The sequence below is a fragment of the Defluviimonas aquaemixtae genome, assembly GCF_900302475.1.
GTDB lineage: Bacteria > Pseudomonadota > Alphaproteobacteria > Rhodobacterales > Rhodobacteraceae > Albidovulum > Albidovulum aquaemixtae.
On sequence record NZ_OMOQ01000002.1, the window covers coordinates 645,364 to 661,299 of the forward strand.

Sequence of the window (15,936 nt, forward strand, 5' to 3'; positions counted from 1 at the left end):
GGAGGACATCATGACATTCCAGACGGAAATCCCGTTCACGCTGCCCAAGGGCTACATGGATGCCGAAGGCGTCCTGCACAAGGAAGGCGTGATGCGGCTCGCGACGGCGGCGGACGAGATCCTGCCGCTCAAGGACCCGCGCGTTCAGGCCAACCCGGCCTACCTGGCAATCATCGTCCTGTCGCGGGTAATCACGCACCTCGGATCCGCGCCGGACATCAACACCAAGGTGATCGAGGGCCTGTTCGCCGCCGATCTCAACTTCCTCCAGTCGCTCTACGAGGAACTGAACGGCGATGGCGACGCGCCCGCCGTTCAGCCCGCCGTCAACGGCCGGATGGAGGGGTTCGGCGTGATGGGGGAGGCATGAGGCTTTCTCCTCCCGATGAGCTCTACGAGGAGATGGCCTTCATAGCTTTTCATTTTCATTGGTCGAGCGCAGAGCTCATGGGCCTCGACCACCAAGCGCGGCGCACCTGGTGCGGCGAGATCTCGACGATCAATCGTCGGCTCGACCAGGCGGGTGAGGGCGGCGCGAGACCGATCGAGGCGTTCTGACGATGGCAGTCACGGATCCATTCCGATCTTTCCGGTTCCGGATCGAGGCCCAGGGCCTGGACCGGGGCGGCGTACAGTCGGTCATGGGCATAGAGCGCGTGACCGAGGTCGAACCCTACCGCGAGGGCGGCGTGAACGACTTCGAGCACCAGCTGGCGGTGAAGACGACGCAGTCGACGCTGACCCTCAAGCGCGGCCTGATGGACCCGTGGTTCTGGGACTGGCACGAGGACGTGGTCGCGGGGAACATCGAGCGGAAGACGATCTCGATCATCCTGCTCAACCAGGTCGGGGACGAGGCCTGGCGCTGGGTCTGCGACGGGGCCTTCCCGGTCAAGTGGACGGGCGGCGACTTCGACGCGTCGGCGAATGCCGTGGCGGTCGAGACGGTCGAACTCGTCCACCACGGGTTGACGAAGCAATGATCGCGCGCGTCGGCATAAGGCCCCGGCGCCCGATGGCCGTGCGGCGTCCGTTTCCAGCGCGATCCGCGGCCAATCCGGAACGGGCGAGGCGCGGTGCGGACTTGTACTTCCGCAAGCCCGGCGAGGCGGGGCCGGCCGCGCCGCAGCGTCCGAACCGTGCGATCCACGTGGAGAATTCCAGCCGGGTGAGCCTAACGCTCAGCCTGCGATTTTCCCTGCTTTTCAATTGGTCGCGTCAGGTTTCTCAAGTCGTTTCTTTGGCGAATGACGTGGTGCGCGCCGAGACGGAGCTGCCGCGGATCGTGGACAGAACGCTGTCGCGCCGCCTGTTCGAGATGCGGTTCCACGAACGACGCTTCCGAGTGCAGAGAACCGCTTCGACCGGCCGCGACGGCATGCCGGGGCGCGGCGCGAACGGGCGCGACGGTCGATCGGCCATGCGGTTCGGGTCACGGGGCGCGCAGGCCGGTGTACCGTTCCCGCTCCGCCAGACCTTCACGGCCTGGATAGAGCGGAGGGCGTCGGTCTTGCACACCCTGTCCAACGTCAAGACCCTGGCGTCGGTGCCCGCCCGCGCCGCGGCAGCCGACGGTGCGTCGCGCGGTTCCGGTCGCGAGGAGAGGCTGTTCTCGGAGGTCCGGAGCCATGTGTCCGCTCCGACCCGCACCGGGTTCGCGCGGCTGGAGTTGGTCGGGCGGCACTTCCGGGCGGTGGAGGTGCGGGCCGAGGTCGCCGCGGCGCCCAACCGTCCGGAGCGCCACAGCAGCCGCGCAGACAGTTTCGCGGAACCGCGAGGAGACAGCGCGCGGCGGCCAGCCGCGCCCGCGCCGGTGGCGCCTCGGAGAGCGCAGGCGCCCACAGCGCTCGCGTTCCGCAAGCCGCCCGAGCGGCCTGCGCCGGTCCAACGGGCCGCGCCGCCGCCTGTGCCGCCGCCGCCACCCAAGGCGCCCGCAGTCGACATGGCGCGGCTCGACGCCGAACTCTGGAAGCGGTTCGAGAAGCGGATCCGCATCGAACAGGAAAGACGGGGGCGCTGAGCGATGACCACGCAGCTTGTCAAAGCCCATATCGAAATCCTCGAAGGGCGGAACGAGGGCGAGAAGGTCGAGGTGCTGTTCAACCCGACCGAATACGCCGTCGAGTACAGCGCCAGCTTCCAGGAAACCCCGGTTCCCGGCCTGTCGAACCCCATCCTGCAATTCGTGAACGGCTCGGCCGAGGTCCTGAGCATGGACCTCCTGTTCGACACCTATACGGACGGGGGCGGGGAGTCGGTGGCGGACATCACCGCCAACTTCATCAAGATGCTCACGATCGATGGTGACACGCATGCGCCGCCGCGCGTCCAGTTCAAGTGGGGCGCCTTCAGTTTCCGCGCCATCGTCGAGAAGATCTCGCAGCGCTTCACCATGTTCCTCGGTGACGGAACGCCGGTGCGTGCCACGCTGAACGTCACGTTCAAGCAATACCGGACGATCCGCGAGCAACTCGAGAACCCGCGCAGGAACTCGGCCGACAAGACCAAGCACCGCGTGCTGGGAAAGGTCGACGGGCACCGTCCGACACCCGAGTCGCTCTGGCTTCTGTCGCAGGCGGAATACGGCGACCCGAAGTTCTGGCGGGTGATCGCGGCGCACAACGACGTCGAGGACCCGCGGGCGCTGGTGCCGGGCGACGTGATGGTCACGCCGCCCCTGGAGGATTTCAAGCTGGGCGAGGGCCGCAATGGACGTTGAAACGCTCGAACAGCGCCACGGCGACTATTTCGCCCCCGCCTTCGTCGTCACCGTCGGCGGCGAGGATCTGGTGCGCGACCATTTCCTGACCGTTTCGGCGGTGAAGGTCGACCTGAAGGTGAACGCGGCCGGCCGGTTCTCGATCACCGTCGCAAACGCGTTCAACTGGGAGCATCGCGAGTTCGTCGCCGGCGAGAACGACTCGCGCGTCGACCTGCTGGAGCTCTTCGCCTTCGGGGCAGAGGTCGAGGTGAAGCTGGGATACGGCGAACTGGCGCGGCTGGACACGATTCTGAAGGGCATCGTCACCGAGTTGAACACGACCTTCGGCGCGGGCGGAACTCCTGAGCTCGAGGTCGCCGGTTATGATGCGCTTTACCCACTCACCATAGGGAAATACACACGAAACTGGGAGGGCGTCCCGGAAACCGATGCGGTGGAGGAGATCGCGGATATCCGCGGGCTCGACGCGGATATCGTCTCGAGCGAGACCGAGATCGCGCGCATCGACCAGAACGAGGAAACGGACTTCGCGTTCCTCGAGAAGATGGCCGAGCGCACGAGTTCGGTCTTCTACATGAATGGCGAGACGTTCCGGTTCGCGCCGCGCCAGAACCAGGACTCGGCCGAAATCGTGCTTCCCTGGGGCGGCGGGCTGACCACGTTCTCGCCCGAGGCCAACCTCGCCAAGCAGGTCGCCGTGGTCGAGGTGGTGGGCACCTCGGCCACCGATGGCGCGCCCATCGTGGGACGCGCCCAGCGCGGCCAGGAAGGCGGTCTGGACCAGGGCGCGGAAAGCGGCGTCGACCGCATCGCGACGGCCCTGTCGTCAGAACCGGTCCTGCGTATCCGCGCCGCGGTTCACACGCAGGAGGAGGCCGACGCCCGCGCCGCCGCGATCCTCGAGGAACGGGCGCAGGACTTCGTCACCGGCACCGCCGAGTGCATCGGGCTGCCCGAGCTCAAACCGGACATAAACGTTGAATTCGAGGGGCTTGGCCGCGGTTTCTCGAAAACCTACTGGGTCTCGGGCGTCGTCCACGACATCTCGGGCAGCGGCTTCAAGTCAACCGTCAGCGTGCAGGAGACGAACATATGAACATGCTCGGTGCCATGCGTCCTTCCGAAGCGGAACGCGCTTCCGATGGCTTCCCGAGAGGCCTGGCCTTCGGTGTCGTGACGACCAACGACGGCGACCCCGAGGGGCTCGGGCGTGTTCGGGTCAAGCTGGAGCTGCATTCCGAAGGGCAGGAGAGTTTCTGGGCGCGAGTCGCAGCGCCGATGGCGGGGGGCGACATCGGGTTCTACACCCTGCCGGACGTGGGCGACGAGGTGCTCGTTGGTTTCATCGCCGAGGACCCGACGCATCCGGTGATCCTCGGCGGGGTCTGGAACGGGCAGAAGGCGCCTCCCGACACGAACGGCGAGGGCGAGGGCAACGACCGCAAGATCTTCCGCACGCGCAAGAAGCACGAGTTGCGCTTCGACGACGGCGACGCCCACGAGATCGAACTGCTGCTCGCCGATGGCCCCCGGTTCCACCTGACGCAGGACTTCGCGCTTCTGGAGGATGCGAACGGCAACAAGGTCAAGATCGAGGCCGGCGGCGCGATCACGATCGAGGCCAGCCAATCCATCACCCTTACCGCGCCCACGGTGAAGATCGACGCGCAGCAGGCCGAAGTCTCCGGCTCGGCGAACTGCAAGGTCTCGGGCGCATTGGTGGAGATCAACTGATGGGACAGCCGGCAGCGAGAATGGGCGATCAGACAAGCCACGGCACGCCGCTGGCTCCGGGCCCGGGGGCGGTCACCGTGCTGATCGGCGGGCAGCCGGCCTGGCGGGTCGGCGTCGACTTCCATACCTGCCCGCTGGTCAACGGCGTGGTGCCACATGTCGGCGGCACGGTCGCGGTGGGCTCGACCAGCGTCAAGATCATGGGGTCCTTCGCGGTGCGGCAGGGCGACCAGGTGCTCGAGGCGGGTCCCCCCAACGCCATCGCCAAGGGCGAAATGACGGTGCTAATCGGATGACCCGGCGCGCGTCCTCTCTCACACTCGGCGATCCGCCCCGGTTCCTCGGGCGCGGCTTCGCCTTTCCACCCCAGCTCGATCCGCGCTGGGGCCGGTTCGACTTGGTCGAGGGCGAGGTGGACGTGCGGCAGGCGATCATGATCATCGTGCTGACGGCCAAGGGCGAGCGGGTGATGCGGCCCGACTTCGGCTGTGGCATCCACGAACTGGTCTTCGATCCGGTCGATGCGCAGCTTGTCGCGGACATCAAGGAAACCGTGACGGATGCGCTCCGCCGCTTCGAAGCGCGGATCGACGTCCTGGGCGTCAAGGTCGACGTCGGCAACGCGCTGAACGGCGAGCTCAAGATCGATGTGAACTACCGGCTGCGGACGACGAACCAGCCGGGCAACGCGGTCTTTCCATTCTTCATTCCGGAGAGGTGATGAGCGGCGTGCCGGAATATCCCCCGATCGATCCGCGCCGCGGACGCCTGCTGCGCGAAGACCTGTTGCGGGACATCGCGGAGCTCGCGCCCGGCTGGCGCGCCGTGGCCGAGGAAAGCGGCGCTGACCGTGCGCTGGTACAAATCGCTGCGCGTCTCTTGGAGCAGAGCACGCGGCGGCTCGACAAGACGCCCGAGCGGGACGGGCTTGCCTTCCTCGACATGCTGAACGTGCCTGCCCCGCAGCCCCGGTCGGCCGAGGGGCACGCGGTGGTGGCGCTTGCGAAGGACCGCGAGGGGCCCGAGACGCTGCCGGCCCGATCCGGCTTCGATCTGGACACGCCCGACAGTGCGGTCCGGTTCGAAACCACGGACGTCCTGACGATCCAGAACGCCCGGATCGAAGCCGTCTTCACCGTGGATCCCGCATCGGACCGGATCGGATCCGCGCCTGCGACGGTCGTGTCGCTCGAACCCGAGGTCGGCGACGCGCTGGAATACATTCTCGACAGCGCGGTCGGGGCAGGCGACCGCGTGCTTAGGCTCAGTTTCGCGACCGGGCTGGAGGCGGGAAACCTGCTTCGGATCGACGCCGACGGCGACGTGCGCATCCGCGTGATCGAGAGCGTGTCCGAGGACGGGCTCGTGACGCTGACCGCTCCGGTCGGCGGCACGGGCCTGAAGCCGGGTATCGGCACGTTGCAGCGTATGACCTGGCTCGATGCCTTCGCGATGCCGGACGAACAGGAACATGCGTTCTATATCGGCGACGCCGCTGCGCTCGACGTCTCCCCTCCGGCCGAGATGACGCTGACCATCACGGGACGGCAGGGCGACGGCGCGCCGGCGGTGGATGCGTTCGGCGCCACCCCGATGGCGGTTGAGATCTGGGGGCAGCGTGCGGACCAGGAGGACCCGGCCTGGCACGCGCTGCCGGAAGTGGGCCGCGACGGCGACAAGGTGACCTACCTCAAAGCTTGGGACGGTCCGGTCCTGGAGCTCGAGATCGCCAAGGACATAAAAAACCGCTGGCTCAGGATGCGCCGGCTCGGTCCGGTGCCGCCCGAGGGCGACGGGGCGCAGGAATTGAGGGTCGATGGGGTCCTGCTCGAGGTCGCGATGCTGGAGGGTGAGGACGAGCCGCCCGCCGACACCATCTCGCAGGCCGTGCACAACGCTACGCCACTGCCGATCAGTTCGGCCTTCCTGCCGTTCGGGGCCGAGCCGCAGCGCTTCGACGTCTTCGCGCTGGCCGCGCCCGAAGTGTTCACCAAGGCGGGGGCGACCGCGACGCTGAAGTTCGACTTGCAGGACGCGACGCTGGAGGCGCTCGCGGCTGTCCTGGCCCGGAAAGGGGAAACGCGGCCCCATGTCTTCGGGATCGGCAAGAACGGGCGGCTACAGGTCATCGACCGCGCCGTATCGCCGCAGTACTGGCTCGAGGTCACGGCCTCCGCGCCGGACCAGGAAGACGCGCCGAAGCTTTCGCCTGAGTTCGGAGTCAAGGCGGCGACGCTGAACGCCGACACCGACCTCGTGCTTGCCGTGTCCGGAACCGAAGGCGCGACCGTGCTTCACGCGATACCGGTGAAGGTCGACCCGAGCCTCCTTGCCGACGGCGAGGGCAATGGCGGCGCCGGGACGTGGGAAGAGGTGCCGAAGCATCTGGAAGGCCTCAGCCCCGAGGCGATGAGCAAGGCCATCGTGCTGGTGCCGATGGCCGCCAGCGGGGTGAACCCCTCGGCCGCGCAGGTGCTCTGGGCAAGCGACATGGGCGTCCAGCGATTTCGCCTGGACGCGGACGGGACGCCATCGGTCGGAGCGAGCTGGGAGCCCGTGCCGTTGCCGGGGGTGACGCTGGACGCAATGGCGCGGCTTGCACCGGTCGGGAACAGCTTCCAGAACGGAGCGGGCGAGTTTCTGGTCACCGACGAGGACAAGAAGGTCTGGGTTTTCGGCATCGACTCCCTCGGAGCTGTCACCACAGAAGCCACGGGCATCGAGATCGCCGACGAAACACTTCCCGCGGGCGCCGTCTGGCGGGACGGACTGGTTCAGCACCGAAGTGTGGTGGGTCAGGATCAGAACGGGCAGCTGCAGTACTTCGAGGACGGCAACCTGACGCCTATCCCCGACCCCAACCTCGGCACGCCCAAACGGTTCGGTCTGATCGCGGGTATCGCGCCGCAACGCGCGACCACGAGCTTTCAGTACGAGCAACCTTCGATCGTCGCGGTCTACGATCAGGCCGGAACGAGCATCCTGCTGGAGTGGAACATCGAGGCGCTGGATCGCCCGATCCGCCACGATATCGGCAAGGTCGGAACGATAACCGCCGGACTGGCGGGGACATCGGACCGTTCGGCCCAGCTGGTCACGGCGGGCGCTACGCAGAGCCTTGCCTTCCTGTCCTTCAATCCCTCGGCCTGGACCGAGTTCTTCACCTGGCTGAAGGCGGACGTGACCGACGCCGACCGTCCAAACCTCTTCTTCGAGCATAGCGGCGGGATCGTTTCTCAGGCCGACCGTGTCACTCTGCCCGACGCCGACGGTGCGCGCGTACTGCTCGGTCAGGCGACACCGGTGGACGGCAACGAGGACATCACGCTGTGGCTGCTGGACGACGAGCTGGACAGCACCTTCGACGATGCGACCAAGCGGGTGAAGCTGTTTTCGGGTGACCTGCCTGCGGCTGGCGAATTCGTATTCGTCGCGAAAACGGGTGGCGATTTTCACCGCTACATGGTCGCCGCGGTCCAGGGCGGGAACGATTCTTTCACAGTGGTGGAAGATGCCGACCTGTCCGCGCGCCTCGCCGGGGCGGTCGACGTGAAGACTCGCAAGGTTGCCCCCACGGCGACGGCGGACGAATGGCTCGCCCGAAAGGACGCGCCGAGCTTTTCTCAGATCGGCACGCAGGCGGTCTTCTCGGGCATCGGCACCAGCAAGAGGCCCGCCTCAATGCTGCTCCCCGGGGCGGCCGCGCCGATCACGCTGCCGACGACGTTCCTGGAGCTGCCGACAAGCGAGCTCGTTTTCGAACTCGCCGAGTGGGCCCCCGGGGACGCCCCGCCCGACACCAACACGAAGATCGTGCCCGTGGGCAAGGCGGCGCAGTCCTTGGTGCTCGAACCGCTCGACCGCAACTACCAGGCGCCGGAGCTCTCGTGGGAGTATTTCGACGGGAAGGGGTGGAAACGACTGGACAAGGGGTTCGACGACGAGACGCGGGACCTGGCGCGTTCGGGCAAGATCAACTTCACGATCCCGTCGGACCTGTCGAAGGTCAATATCGGCGGCCAGGACGATCTCTGGATCCGCGCGCGCCTTGTCGGCGGCGACTACGGCCGACCGAAATACCAGGTCACGGTGGACCCGCCACCCCCGCAGCCGACCTCGACCCAGACGATCAGCGTCCTGACCGGCCACATGCGCCCGCCCGAGATCGCACAGCTGACCGCCTCGTTCGCGAACATGCCCGCGAAGGAGCCCGGCCGGATCGTGGCGAGGAACAACCTGCGCAACCTGGACCAGACCTCGGCCAACAAGTTGAAGGATGTGACCTATCCGGTGTTCCAGGGCGCGCATCTGCCGCCGCTGGGCAACCCGAACAACCGACCGACGCTGTTTCTCGGTCTTTCGGAACCGCTGAGCCTCGGGCTCTCGACCCTGTTCGCACGGGCGGAAGACCGGGAAGAGCTTGTCGAGATCACGCTGGAAACGCTGGGGGCCGACCTTGGCTGGACACCCGCGCCCCTTGCGGACCGCGATCCCACCGGCGGTTTCCTGCAATCGGGTCTCTTGCACTTCACCGTCGCCGAGAAACAGGTGCGCACGAACCTCTTCGGCAAGAGCCTGTTCTGGCTGCGGATCGTCGGCCGGTCGGGCTGGCGCCCGCAGGTGCATGGTCTCTGGCTCAATGGCGTTCGCATCGTTCAGGCCAAGACGGTCAGGCAAGAGATTGTCGGCACCTCGCTGGGCGAGCAGTCGATGCAGGTCAAGCTGCTGAAATCGCCCGTCCTGGAAAATACCCTGGAGCTGAGGGTCCGCGAGAGCCTCAGTTCCGAGGAGGTGAAGGAGCTGCGCGAGGGCATGCAGCCGGGCCGGCCGGACCCGGTTCGGGACGACGTTCCGAACGTGCCCGGGCAGTGGGTGCTTTGGCACCAGGTGCCCAGCCTCGACGGTATCGGCCCTAGGCGGGCCTACCTGCTGACCCCGGACGGCACGATCACCTTCGGAACGGGAGAGAGCGGGCGTATTCCGCCCGCCGGCCGCGACAACATCCGCGCCTTTTCCTATCAGGTCGGGGGGGAACCGGCGTCGGCCTTGCCCGCGACGAAGCTCAAGCCGCTGGCGCCGCCGGCAGGTTTTGAACTGGCGTTCACCGGAGAGGCCGTGGCCGGCGGCACGACGCCGCCCGACGCAGCCGAGCGGCTGGCGCGGATGCCGGCTGCGCTGAGGCATCAGAATCGTGCGGTGAGCCTGTCGGACCTGGAAGCCATCGCGCGCGACTTCGACACCGACATCACCCAGGTCAAGGCCGAGCACTCCGAGACCGAGGGCGGCCCGATCCGCGTCGACGTCCTGGCGAAAGGCAAGGTACGCGCCCGCACCTATTCGAAGGCGCGGCGCGAAGCGCTGGCCGTGGCGCTGGCGTCCCGCATGAGCGCCGCCTACGGCCCCGAATGCCTGGATGTGCAGTCCGTCCTCTTCGCGCGTCACAAGGTCGAGGTCTCGCTGCGCGTCGCGGCCGGGAAGGGTGGCGCGGTCGACACCGAGGCGCGCAACCGGCTGAAGGCGTTTTTCGACCCGGCGCGCGGGGGGCCGGGCGGCGCGGGCTGGCCCATAGGCCGTCCGGTCTGGCCCATCGATATCGACCGGGCACTCCGCGGCATCGACGGACTGGACGCGGTGACCGGGATCGAGGTCTCGCTCGATGGCGGAGCGCCCGCGTCGGCGATCGGCGCGCACCACGTCGTGATGACCGAAACCGCCGACGACCTGAAAATCCAGGTCCGCGAAGGGGAGGAGGACGCCTGATGCGGAACACCCTGATCCCCGAACTCGACGACACGGATTTCGAGGCTCTGGTCGAGGAGGCCCGCAGCCTCATCCCCGAAATCGCGCCGGAATGGACCGATTTCAACCTTCACGATCCCGGGATCACGATCATCGACCTTCTGGCCTGGCTGGTCGACCAGCAGATCTACCGGATCGGCCATGTCGGCCCGAGCCTGAAGCGCGCCTTCACCCGGCTGATGGGGATCGCGCCCCGGCCCGCGCGGCAGGCGGTTTTCGACGTCTGGCCGACAGTCGAGGGGCTGCCGCTGCGCGAGTTCGAGGCCGGGCAGGTGGCTCGCAGCGATGACCTGCCCGACGGGCGGTTCATGGTGGCCGAGGATGTCCGGCTGACCGGCGCGAAAATCGAAGAGATCTGGCTGGTCACCGACAAGGGCCGCAAGCCGCTCGGCAAGGGGCTGACCGAGGGGCGGAACGCGCTGCGCCTGCCACCGGCGGACGGGGGCGGGCCGCTGGCCCTGGAGTTGGAGTTGAAGCACCCAATCGCCGCCGGAGAGCGGCCCGTCGCTCTTGGGGTCATCGTCGAAGGGGCGCGGGCGGCGGAGCGCAGCGACGCGCCGGTCCCGAACGGGTCCGGCGAGGACTACTTCGCCCTGTCTCCCGGACGGCCGGACTGGGACCCGGTCATCGTCGAGGAACGGCGCGTCTCCAACGACGGCTGGATCGCGCACGAGGTCACGGATCGCAGTTTCGGCCTGACCCGCTCGGGCGTGATCCGGTTCCAACCGGCGAAGACCGGCGAGTCGAAATGGTTCCGCCTTCGGCTGACCGAAAGCTTCCGCCCCGGCAGCGTGGTGCTGAGGCGTATCGGCTTCGATGTGGTGACGCTCGCGGAAGGGTGGCGCGACGTCGAGGAAGCCATCGGGTTCGGCACCGGGTTGCCGGACCAGGTTCTCGAATTCCCGACCGCGGACATCGCGGGAGGCGAGGGCCGGATCGCGCTGGAAAGCCCCGAGGCCTGGTCGCTGGTGGACGGCTTCGCCGCCTCTGGCCCCGAGGATCGTCATGCCGTGGCCGATGCCGAGGCCGGGACGATCCGCCTTGGAAATGATTTGAACGGCCGGGTCCTGGCAATCGGCGAACAGCTTCGCCACAAGCCGCTGATCCGCACGAGCGGCGGCGCGGGGAACGTGGCGCGGGGCCTGCGCTGGATGGTCTCAGGACGCCTCATTGGCGAAAACCTGGAAGCCGGGACCGGTGGGCGGGATGCGGATTGCCTCGACGCCCTGATCGCGCGCGCCCGGTCGGCAGCGGCGACACGCATGGCGGCCATGGATGAAGCGACGCTGCGCGCCCTGATCGGCGCCGCTGGGCTTGGTCTGGCCCGCTTCGAGGTGATCCCCCGGTACCGGCCCGGAGCCGCCGCAAAGGGCGCCTGGACAATCATCATCATCCCCGACAGGGCCGAGGGCACAGTGCCGGGTACGCCGCGCGCCGACGTGATCGACGCGGTGGCGCGCACGCTGGACCCCGCCAGGTTGCTGGGAGAGCGGATCTTCGTCACACCGCCGATCTATCGCGACATCGACATCCGGCTCGAAGCCGTCTGTGCATCCTCGTCGGACTTGAAGGAGTTGAAGGCCCGTCTGACGGCGCTATTCAATGCCCGTTTCAGCGATATCGCGCGCGGAAACGAAGTCGCACCGTGGCCGGTGGGGCGGGACATCACCATCGGCGATCTTCGCGCCCTGGCCGGTCTCGTGGAGGACGTGCGTCATTTCCGCTCCGCCGAAGTGTCCGGTCCAGGCGGTGTCGTGACGAAGGATGGCGACGTGATTCGCCTTGGACCGAGGGACCTGCCGCGCCTGCGGTCGCTGGAGATCGTCCCGGTTCGGGAGGGCACCGCATGACCCACCCGCGCGATCGCGTCTATCGGTTCGAGACGGCCGCGCAATGGGGCGCGGGGGCCGGGGTCGGCCTGGTTCTGCGTGAGGAGGCCGGGGGCGTCGCAAGGCTGGATGTGCCGGGGGCGCCGGTCGCTGAGCGGCTGCCCGGCACGACCGACGCCGACGCGCGCGCGCTTCTGGCGCGCGATCCCGCCGGGCGCCTGATCTGGCTCCGGCGCGATGGCGGCGTGTTCGTCGACGACGACGGGCGCGCGATCCGGCTGGCCCGGATCCCGCCCGGGCTTGCCGGTTCCGCTACCCGCCTCATCTGGGGGCAGCGGTTCGGCTGGGTGCTGGCGGAGGGGCAGATCGTCCGCATCGACACGGCGACCGGTCAGCGGCTGGGCGTTTTCGCGCAGGACGGCTGGCAACCGGAGGGCATCGCCGCCGACACCTGCGACGGGCTTCTGATCGTCGAGCGCCGCGACGAAGAGCGGCGGCTGAGGCGCTTGCGCTCGGATGGCGTGTCGCATCCGGAGACCGTCGAGCTTCCCGCGAAGGGCAGGATCCTCGTCGGGAAGTCGGCCACGGACGGGCGTCTGAGGCTGGTCCGCATCGATCCCGGTGACGATGAGGGGTGGACGCTCATCGTGGTGGATCTCGCCAAGAGGGCCTTCGTCCCGCACGAGAAAGAAGCCAAACCGAAACCTGACCCCGAGGGGCCGGTCGCCTTGAGGGACGGCGGCGCGGTCGCGCTGAAGGACGCCGAGGACGGCGGGATCTTCGAAGCGGGGCCCGGGCATGTGGGACCGGTGCTCAAGCCGCTCTGGAACGAGGGGGCCTGTAAGATCGGGCACATCACGGACCTGCAATCGGACGGTGACTGCCTCGTCGCGTCAACCGAAACCGGTCTCTGGCGCATTTGCGACAGCCACGAGGCGTCGTCTGCCCGGCGCGTGGCCTGGTTGTCGCCCGTGCTGCGCTCGCCGCTTGGCGAGCGGTCGGGCTGGCAGCGGGCCGATCTGACCGTCGTAGCTCCGGAGGGAGCCGAAATCACCATCGCCGCATGCGGCTTCACCGGCGCGCCGCACGCCAGGGCGACCCGCCAGGATGTCATGTCCACGGAGCTCAAGGTCTTCGAGGATGCAGGCTGGGACGCCACGCCGATCAGCCGGCATTACGGCCGGGGCGGTTCCTCGGTCTGCCGCCACTATCTTGGAGAGATCGGTGCAGAGTTCCTGCTTCTGAGGGTCACCGTCGAGGTCCCGGCCTGCGCCGGTCCCGCCAGCCTTGGGGCGCTGCGGGTTCTCTATCCCGATCGCTCGCTGATCGAGCATCTGCCCGCGATCTACCGCGACGGCGCCCGGTCCGAACGCCAGATGCGCCGTGCGCTGGCCGGGTTCCAGGCGGTGGTGGACGACATCGACGACAAGATCACGGCCGCCACCGACCGCGTGGACCCCGCAACTGCCGATCCGCTCTGGAGCCGGTTCCTGCTGCATTGGCTGGGGCATGGCGATCTGTCTCGTCTTCCCTTCGAAAAGCGCCGCGCCCTGCTCGCCGACCTTCCGGGCGCCATGCAGATGCGCGGCACGCGCGCCGGTCTGGAACGGGTGATGGAAAGCCTCGCGCCCGGTGCCTTCGCCATCGAGGACGGCGCGGAGGGTCCGGCCGACTGGCTTCTGCCCGCGGCGGACGATCCCGCGGGCGGCCGGCTCGGTCGCGACACGCGGCTTCCGAAGGTACGGCGGCACCCCTGGACGCTCGGCTGCACCGCGCCGCTCGGCACGGGACGGCTGGGCCGGGATTGCGGCGTCGTCTCGGGCACCTTGTGCAGCGCGACGATCACGGTGCGCCTCTTCGGCTCGGCCAAACTGAAGGAGGAGCTTTCGCCCTTCACCGCGGCCATCGCGCGCAACTTCGCCCCGGCCAACACCCGGGTGCGTTGCGACTTCACCGCCCACGACCCCCGGCCGGGACTGGGCCTCGGCCCCGCGGTTGGCGAGATCACGCTCGGCCCGGACGACAGCCGCGCGCTGGGCGCGTGGACGCTTCCGGATGCCGGCACGCGGTCGGCGCGGCCCGACGAACCGGCGCGGCTGGACCAGGCAAATCTGAATGGAAATCTCGTCCTCGAGTGACGAACAACCGGGGAGACCCAAAATGTCGAAGCATGAAAGTGACACCAACGGATGCTGGTCGCGACTGCCGGTCTATCGGGCAGGGGGGCGCCTGACGGCGGAGCAGCTGGCGAGCGAACAGTTGGATACCGACCTGCGGGAGCGGCTGCTGAACCTCGCGCTTCACGGCACCGGGGTGGTCCACGGCTTCGACATCCGGACACGTGAGACCGGCGAGGTCGAGGTCACAAAAAAGGGCTGTATCCATGTCGGGTGCGGGCTCGCGCTCGATAGATGGGGGCGCACGCTCTATACGCCCGACAGGCACCTGGGCATCGACCAGCTCGTCGAGAGCCACTTCAAGGCGGAAGGCTGCTACACGCTGCGTGTCCACTATGCCGAACGGTCGGATCGCGAGGCCTGGGACCCCTGCGAGGACACCATCGGCTGGCGGCACCGCTGCGTCGTCTTCACGCTTAGAAAGGGCTGCGAGAAGACCGACAACTGTCCCGGCAATCTGCCGCCGCCAAGCTGCGATCCCCGCCGGACGTTCGTCTGCGAACGTACCGGCATGATCTCGAACGGCGAGTACGAGGCGCTCGACCTGAAGGAGGCGTGCAGGAAGCCGCCCGAACTGACCCCCGTCGGCTGCGACGGGCTTCGCTACGACCCGGATGCCGGGATACCGCTGGCGTGCCTAGCGATCTGCCAGACCAACAAGGACGAGAAGGGGTGCAAGCCGGAATACGGCTTCTGCGTCTGTCCGGCTGAGGGCGATGAAAGCGACGGGGATGAGTACGGCAAACGCCCCGAGGCCCAGAATGTCGCCACACATGTCCCCCCGGGACTCGCCGGCGAGCGGCCCGACAAGGGCGGCAGCGGACGCGAGAAGGACGATTGCGACGACGACGGGCCGCCCGATTGCCGCAAGCCCACGACCTGCGACATGCGGCCGGTCGCCTACCGTGCGCCGCTGCTCTACGAACTGATCAACGACACCGACGTCTACCTGCCCAAGGTCAAATCCTACAGCTGGCAGCGCAGCGCGCTCGGGGAGTGGGACACCCGAATGTCGCTCGAGGAGTTCGCCGACCGGGTGAAGGCCTGCAACTTCGATCACGACGAGAAGTGCACGGACAATCCCGGCATGGACGAGGGGTTCCACGTCGCGTTCGACCGTCCGGTGGACAAGGAGACGCTTCACCCGCTGAGCGTCATCATGGAAGTCTATCTCCGCGAGAACCGTACGAACTCGCACGGGCAGGCCGTGGTGGTGAACTGGAAGGAGTACCGCGTCCCGCTTCTGATCAAGCCCGACCTCGACCGTCGCGATCCGGACTGCGCGACCGGGTTCCACCTCTGCATCAGCGAAGGCTGGCTCGAATACATCATCGGCGACATCCGGAACTGCGCGGCGGCCGGCCAGTTGGTGCGGGTCGAGATCACGCTGCGTGGCCAGGCCATCCGCGACAAGTGCGGCTGCATGATGGATGCGCAGCCCGTGGAACTGGACTGCCGCGATCATTGCGGCCGGAAGACCGGGCAGGCCCGCCCGGGAGGTAACTGGATCAGCACGTTCCGCGTCGGCCCTGAATGGCCGGCAGAAGGTGTCGGCGATGATGACGACGACGAGCGGCCCGTCGCCAGCTACGGCGACCGGGGCCGCGTCAAATCCTCAAATCAGGACGAGGGCCGCACCGCCGGCTTCTCCTCTTCGCGATAAGGAGTGTTTTCC

Annotated in this window: 13 protein-coding genes; all 13 read left to right on the plus strand. The window is 67.9% G+C overall.

Annotation, left to right across the window (positions count from 1 at the left end; all coding sequences use genetic code 11):
* Positions 1–10: 10 nt before the first annotated feature.
* The 13 genes from DEA8626_RS14895 (at position 11) to DEA8626_RS14955 (ending at position 15,924) form a co-directional block, all read left to right on the plus strand.
* Entirely contained in the window at positions 11–370 is a 360-nt protein-coding gene (locus DEA8626_RS14895) for a hypothetical protein (RefSeq protein WP_108854005.1), read from the plus strand.
* Positions 367–558 (plus strand): DUF6760 family protein, encoded by a 192-nt coding sequence (locus DEA8626_RS14900; protein WP_108854006.1) that lies wholly within the window; start codon positions 367–369, stop codon positions 556–558. The genes DEA8626_RS14895 and DEA8626_RS14900 overlap by 4 nt, the downstream gene beginning before the upstream one ends.
* 2 nt (positions 559–560) lie before the next feature.
* Complete coding sequence (locus tag DEA8626_RS14905) at positions 561–983, plus strand: phage tail protein (RefSeq protein WP_108854007.1); 423 nt, start codon at positions 561–563, stop codon at positions 981–983.
* 101 nt (positions 984–1,084) lie between these two features.
* The gene (locus DEA8626_RS14910) at positions 1,085–2,020 is read left to right on the plus strand and encodes a hypothetical protein (protein WP_146188879.1); all 936 of its coding nucleotides are present in this window, start codon (positions 1,085–1,087) and stop codon (positions 2,018–2,020) included.
* Between the two features lie 3 nt (positions 2,021–2,023).
* Entirely contained in the window at positions 2,024–2,719 is a 696-nt protein-coding gene (locus DEA8626_RS14915) for a CIS tube protein (RefSeq protein WP_108854009.1), read from the plus strand.
* On the plus strand, positions 2,709–3,818 hold the full coding sequence (locus tag DEA8626_RS14920; RefSeq protein WP_108854010.1) for a phage late control D family protein: 1,110 nt from the start codon (positions 2,709–2,711) through the stop codon (positions 3,816–3,818). The genes DEA8626_RS14915 and DEA8626_RS14920 overlap by 11 nt, the downstream gene beginning before the upstream one ends.
* Positions 3,815–4,456 (plus strand): phage baseplate assembly protein V, encoded by a 642-nt coding sequence (locus DEA8626_RS14925; protein ID WP_108854011.1) that lies wholly within the window; start codon positions 3,815–3,817, stop codon positions 4,454–4,456. Before DEA8626_RS14920 ends, DEA8626_RS14925 begins: the two co-directional genes overlap by 4 nt.
* A gap of 20 nt (positions 4,457–4,476) precedes the next feature.
* Complete coding sequence (locus DEA8626_RS14930) at positions 4,477–4,752, plus strand: PAAR domain-containing protein (protein WP_219929202.1); 276 nt, start codon at positions 4,477–4,479, stop codon at positions 4,750–4,752.
* The gene (locus DEA8626_RS14935) at positions 4,749–5,177 is read left to right on the plus strand and encodes a GPW/gp25 family protein (protein ID WP_108854013.1); all 429 of its coding nucleotides are present in this window, start codon (positions 4,749–4,751) and stop codon (positions 5,175–5,177) included. Before DEA8626_RS14930 ends, DEA8626_RS14935 begins: the two co-directional genes overlap by 4 nt.
* Positions 5,177–10,216, plus strand: coding sequence for a baseplate J/gp47 family protein (locus DEA8626_RS14940; protein ID WP_108854014.1), 5,040 nt, complete (start codon positions 5,177–5,179; stop codon positions 10,214–10,216). Before DEA8626_RS14935 ends, DEA8626_RS14940 begins: the two co-directional genes overlap by 1 nt.
* The gene (locus DEA8626_RS14945) at positions 10,216–12,105 is read left to right on the plus strand and encodes a baseplate J/gp47 family protein (RefSeq protein WP_108854015.1); all 1,890 of its coding nucleotides are present in this window, start codon (positions 10,216–10,218) and stop codon (positions 12,103–12,105) included. Before DEA8626_RS14940 ends, DEA8626_RS14945 begins: the two co-directional genes overlap by 1 nt.
* Positions 12,102–14,222, plus strand: a complete 2,121-nt coding sequence (locus DEA8626_RS14950; RefSeq protein WP_108854016.1) for a hypothetical protein — start codon at positions 12,102–12,104, stop codon at positions 14,220–14,222. Before DEA8626_RS14945 ends, DEA8626_RS14950 begins: the two co-directional genes overlap by 4 nt.
* A gap of 22 nt (positions 14,223–14,244) precedes the next feature.
* Positions 14,245–15,924, plus strand: coding sequence for a hypothetical protein (locus tag DEA8626_RS14955; RefSeq protein ID WP_108854017.1), 1,680 nt, complete (start codon positions 14,245–14,247; stop codon positions 15,922–15,924).
* Positions 15,925–15,936 lie beyond the last annotated feature (12 nt).

Excerpts from the sequence above, each read along its gene's own strand:
- DEA8626_RS14895 (WP_108854005.1), top strand. The coding sequence starts at position 11 with ATGACATTCCAGACGGAAATCCCGTTCACGCTGCCCAAGGGCTACATG.
- DEA8626_RS14900 (WP_108854006.1), top strand. The coding sequence starts at position 367 with ATGAGGCTTTCTCCTCCCGATGAGCTCTACGAGGAGATGGCCTTCATA.
- DEA8626_RS14905 (WP_108854007.1), top strand. The coding sequence starts at position 561 with ATGGCAGTCACGGATCCATTCCGATCTTTCCGGTTCCGGATCGAGGCC.
- DEA8626_RS14915 (WP_108854009.1), top strand. The coding sequence starts at position 2,024 with ATGACCACGCAGCTTGTCAAAGCCCATATCGAAATCCTCGAAGGGCGG.
- DEA8626_RS14920 (WP_108854010.1), top strand. The coding sequence starts at position 2,709 with ATGGACGTTGAAACGCTCGAACAGCGCCACGGCGACTATTTCGCCCCC.
- DEA8626_RS14925 (WP_108854011.1), top strand. The coding sequence starts at position 3,815 with ATGAACATGCTCGGTGCCATGCGTCCTTCCGAAGCGGAACGCGCTTCC.
- DEA8626_RS14930 (WP_219929202.1), top strand. The coding sequence starts at position 4,477 with ATGGGCGATCAGACAAGCCACGGCACGCCGCTGGCTCCGGGCCCGGGG.
- DEA8626_RS14935 (WP_108854013.1), top strand. The coding sequence starts at position 4,749 with ATGACCCGGCGCGCGTCCTCTCTCACACTCGGCGATCCGCCCCGGTTC.
- DEA8626_RS14940 (WP_108854014.1), top strand. The coding sequence starts at position 5,177 with ATGAGCGGCGTGCCGGAATATCCCCCGATCGATCCGCGCCGCGGACGC.
- DEA8626_RS14945 (WP_108854015.1), top strand. The coding sequence starts at position 10,216 with ATGCGGAACACCCTGATCCCCGAACTCGACGACACGGATTTCGAGGCT.
- DEA8626_RS14950 (WP_108854016.1), top strand. The coding sequence starts at position 12,102 with ATGACCCACCCGCGCGATCGCGTCTATCGGTTCGAGACGGCCGCGCAA.
- DEA8626_RS14955 (WP_108854017.1), top strand. The coding sequence starts at position 14,245 with ATGTCGAAGCATGAAAGTGACACCAACGGATGCTGGTCGCGACTGCCG.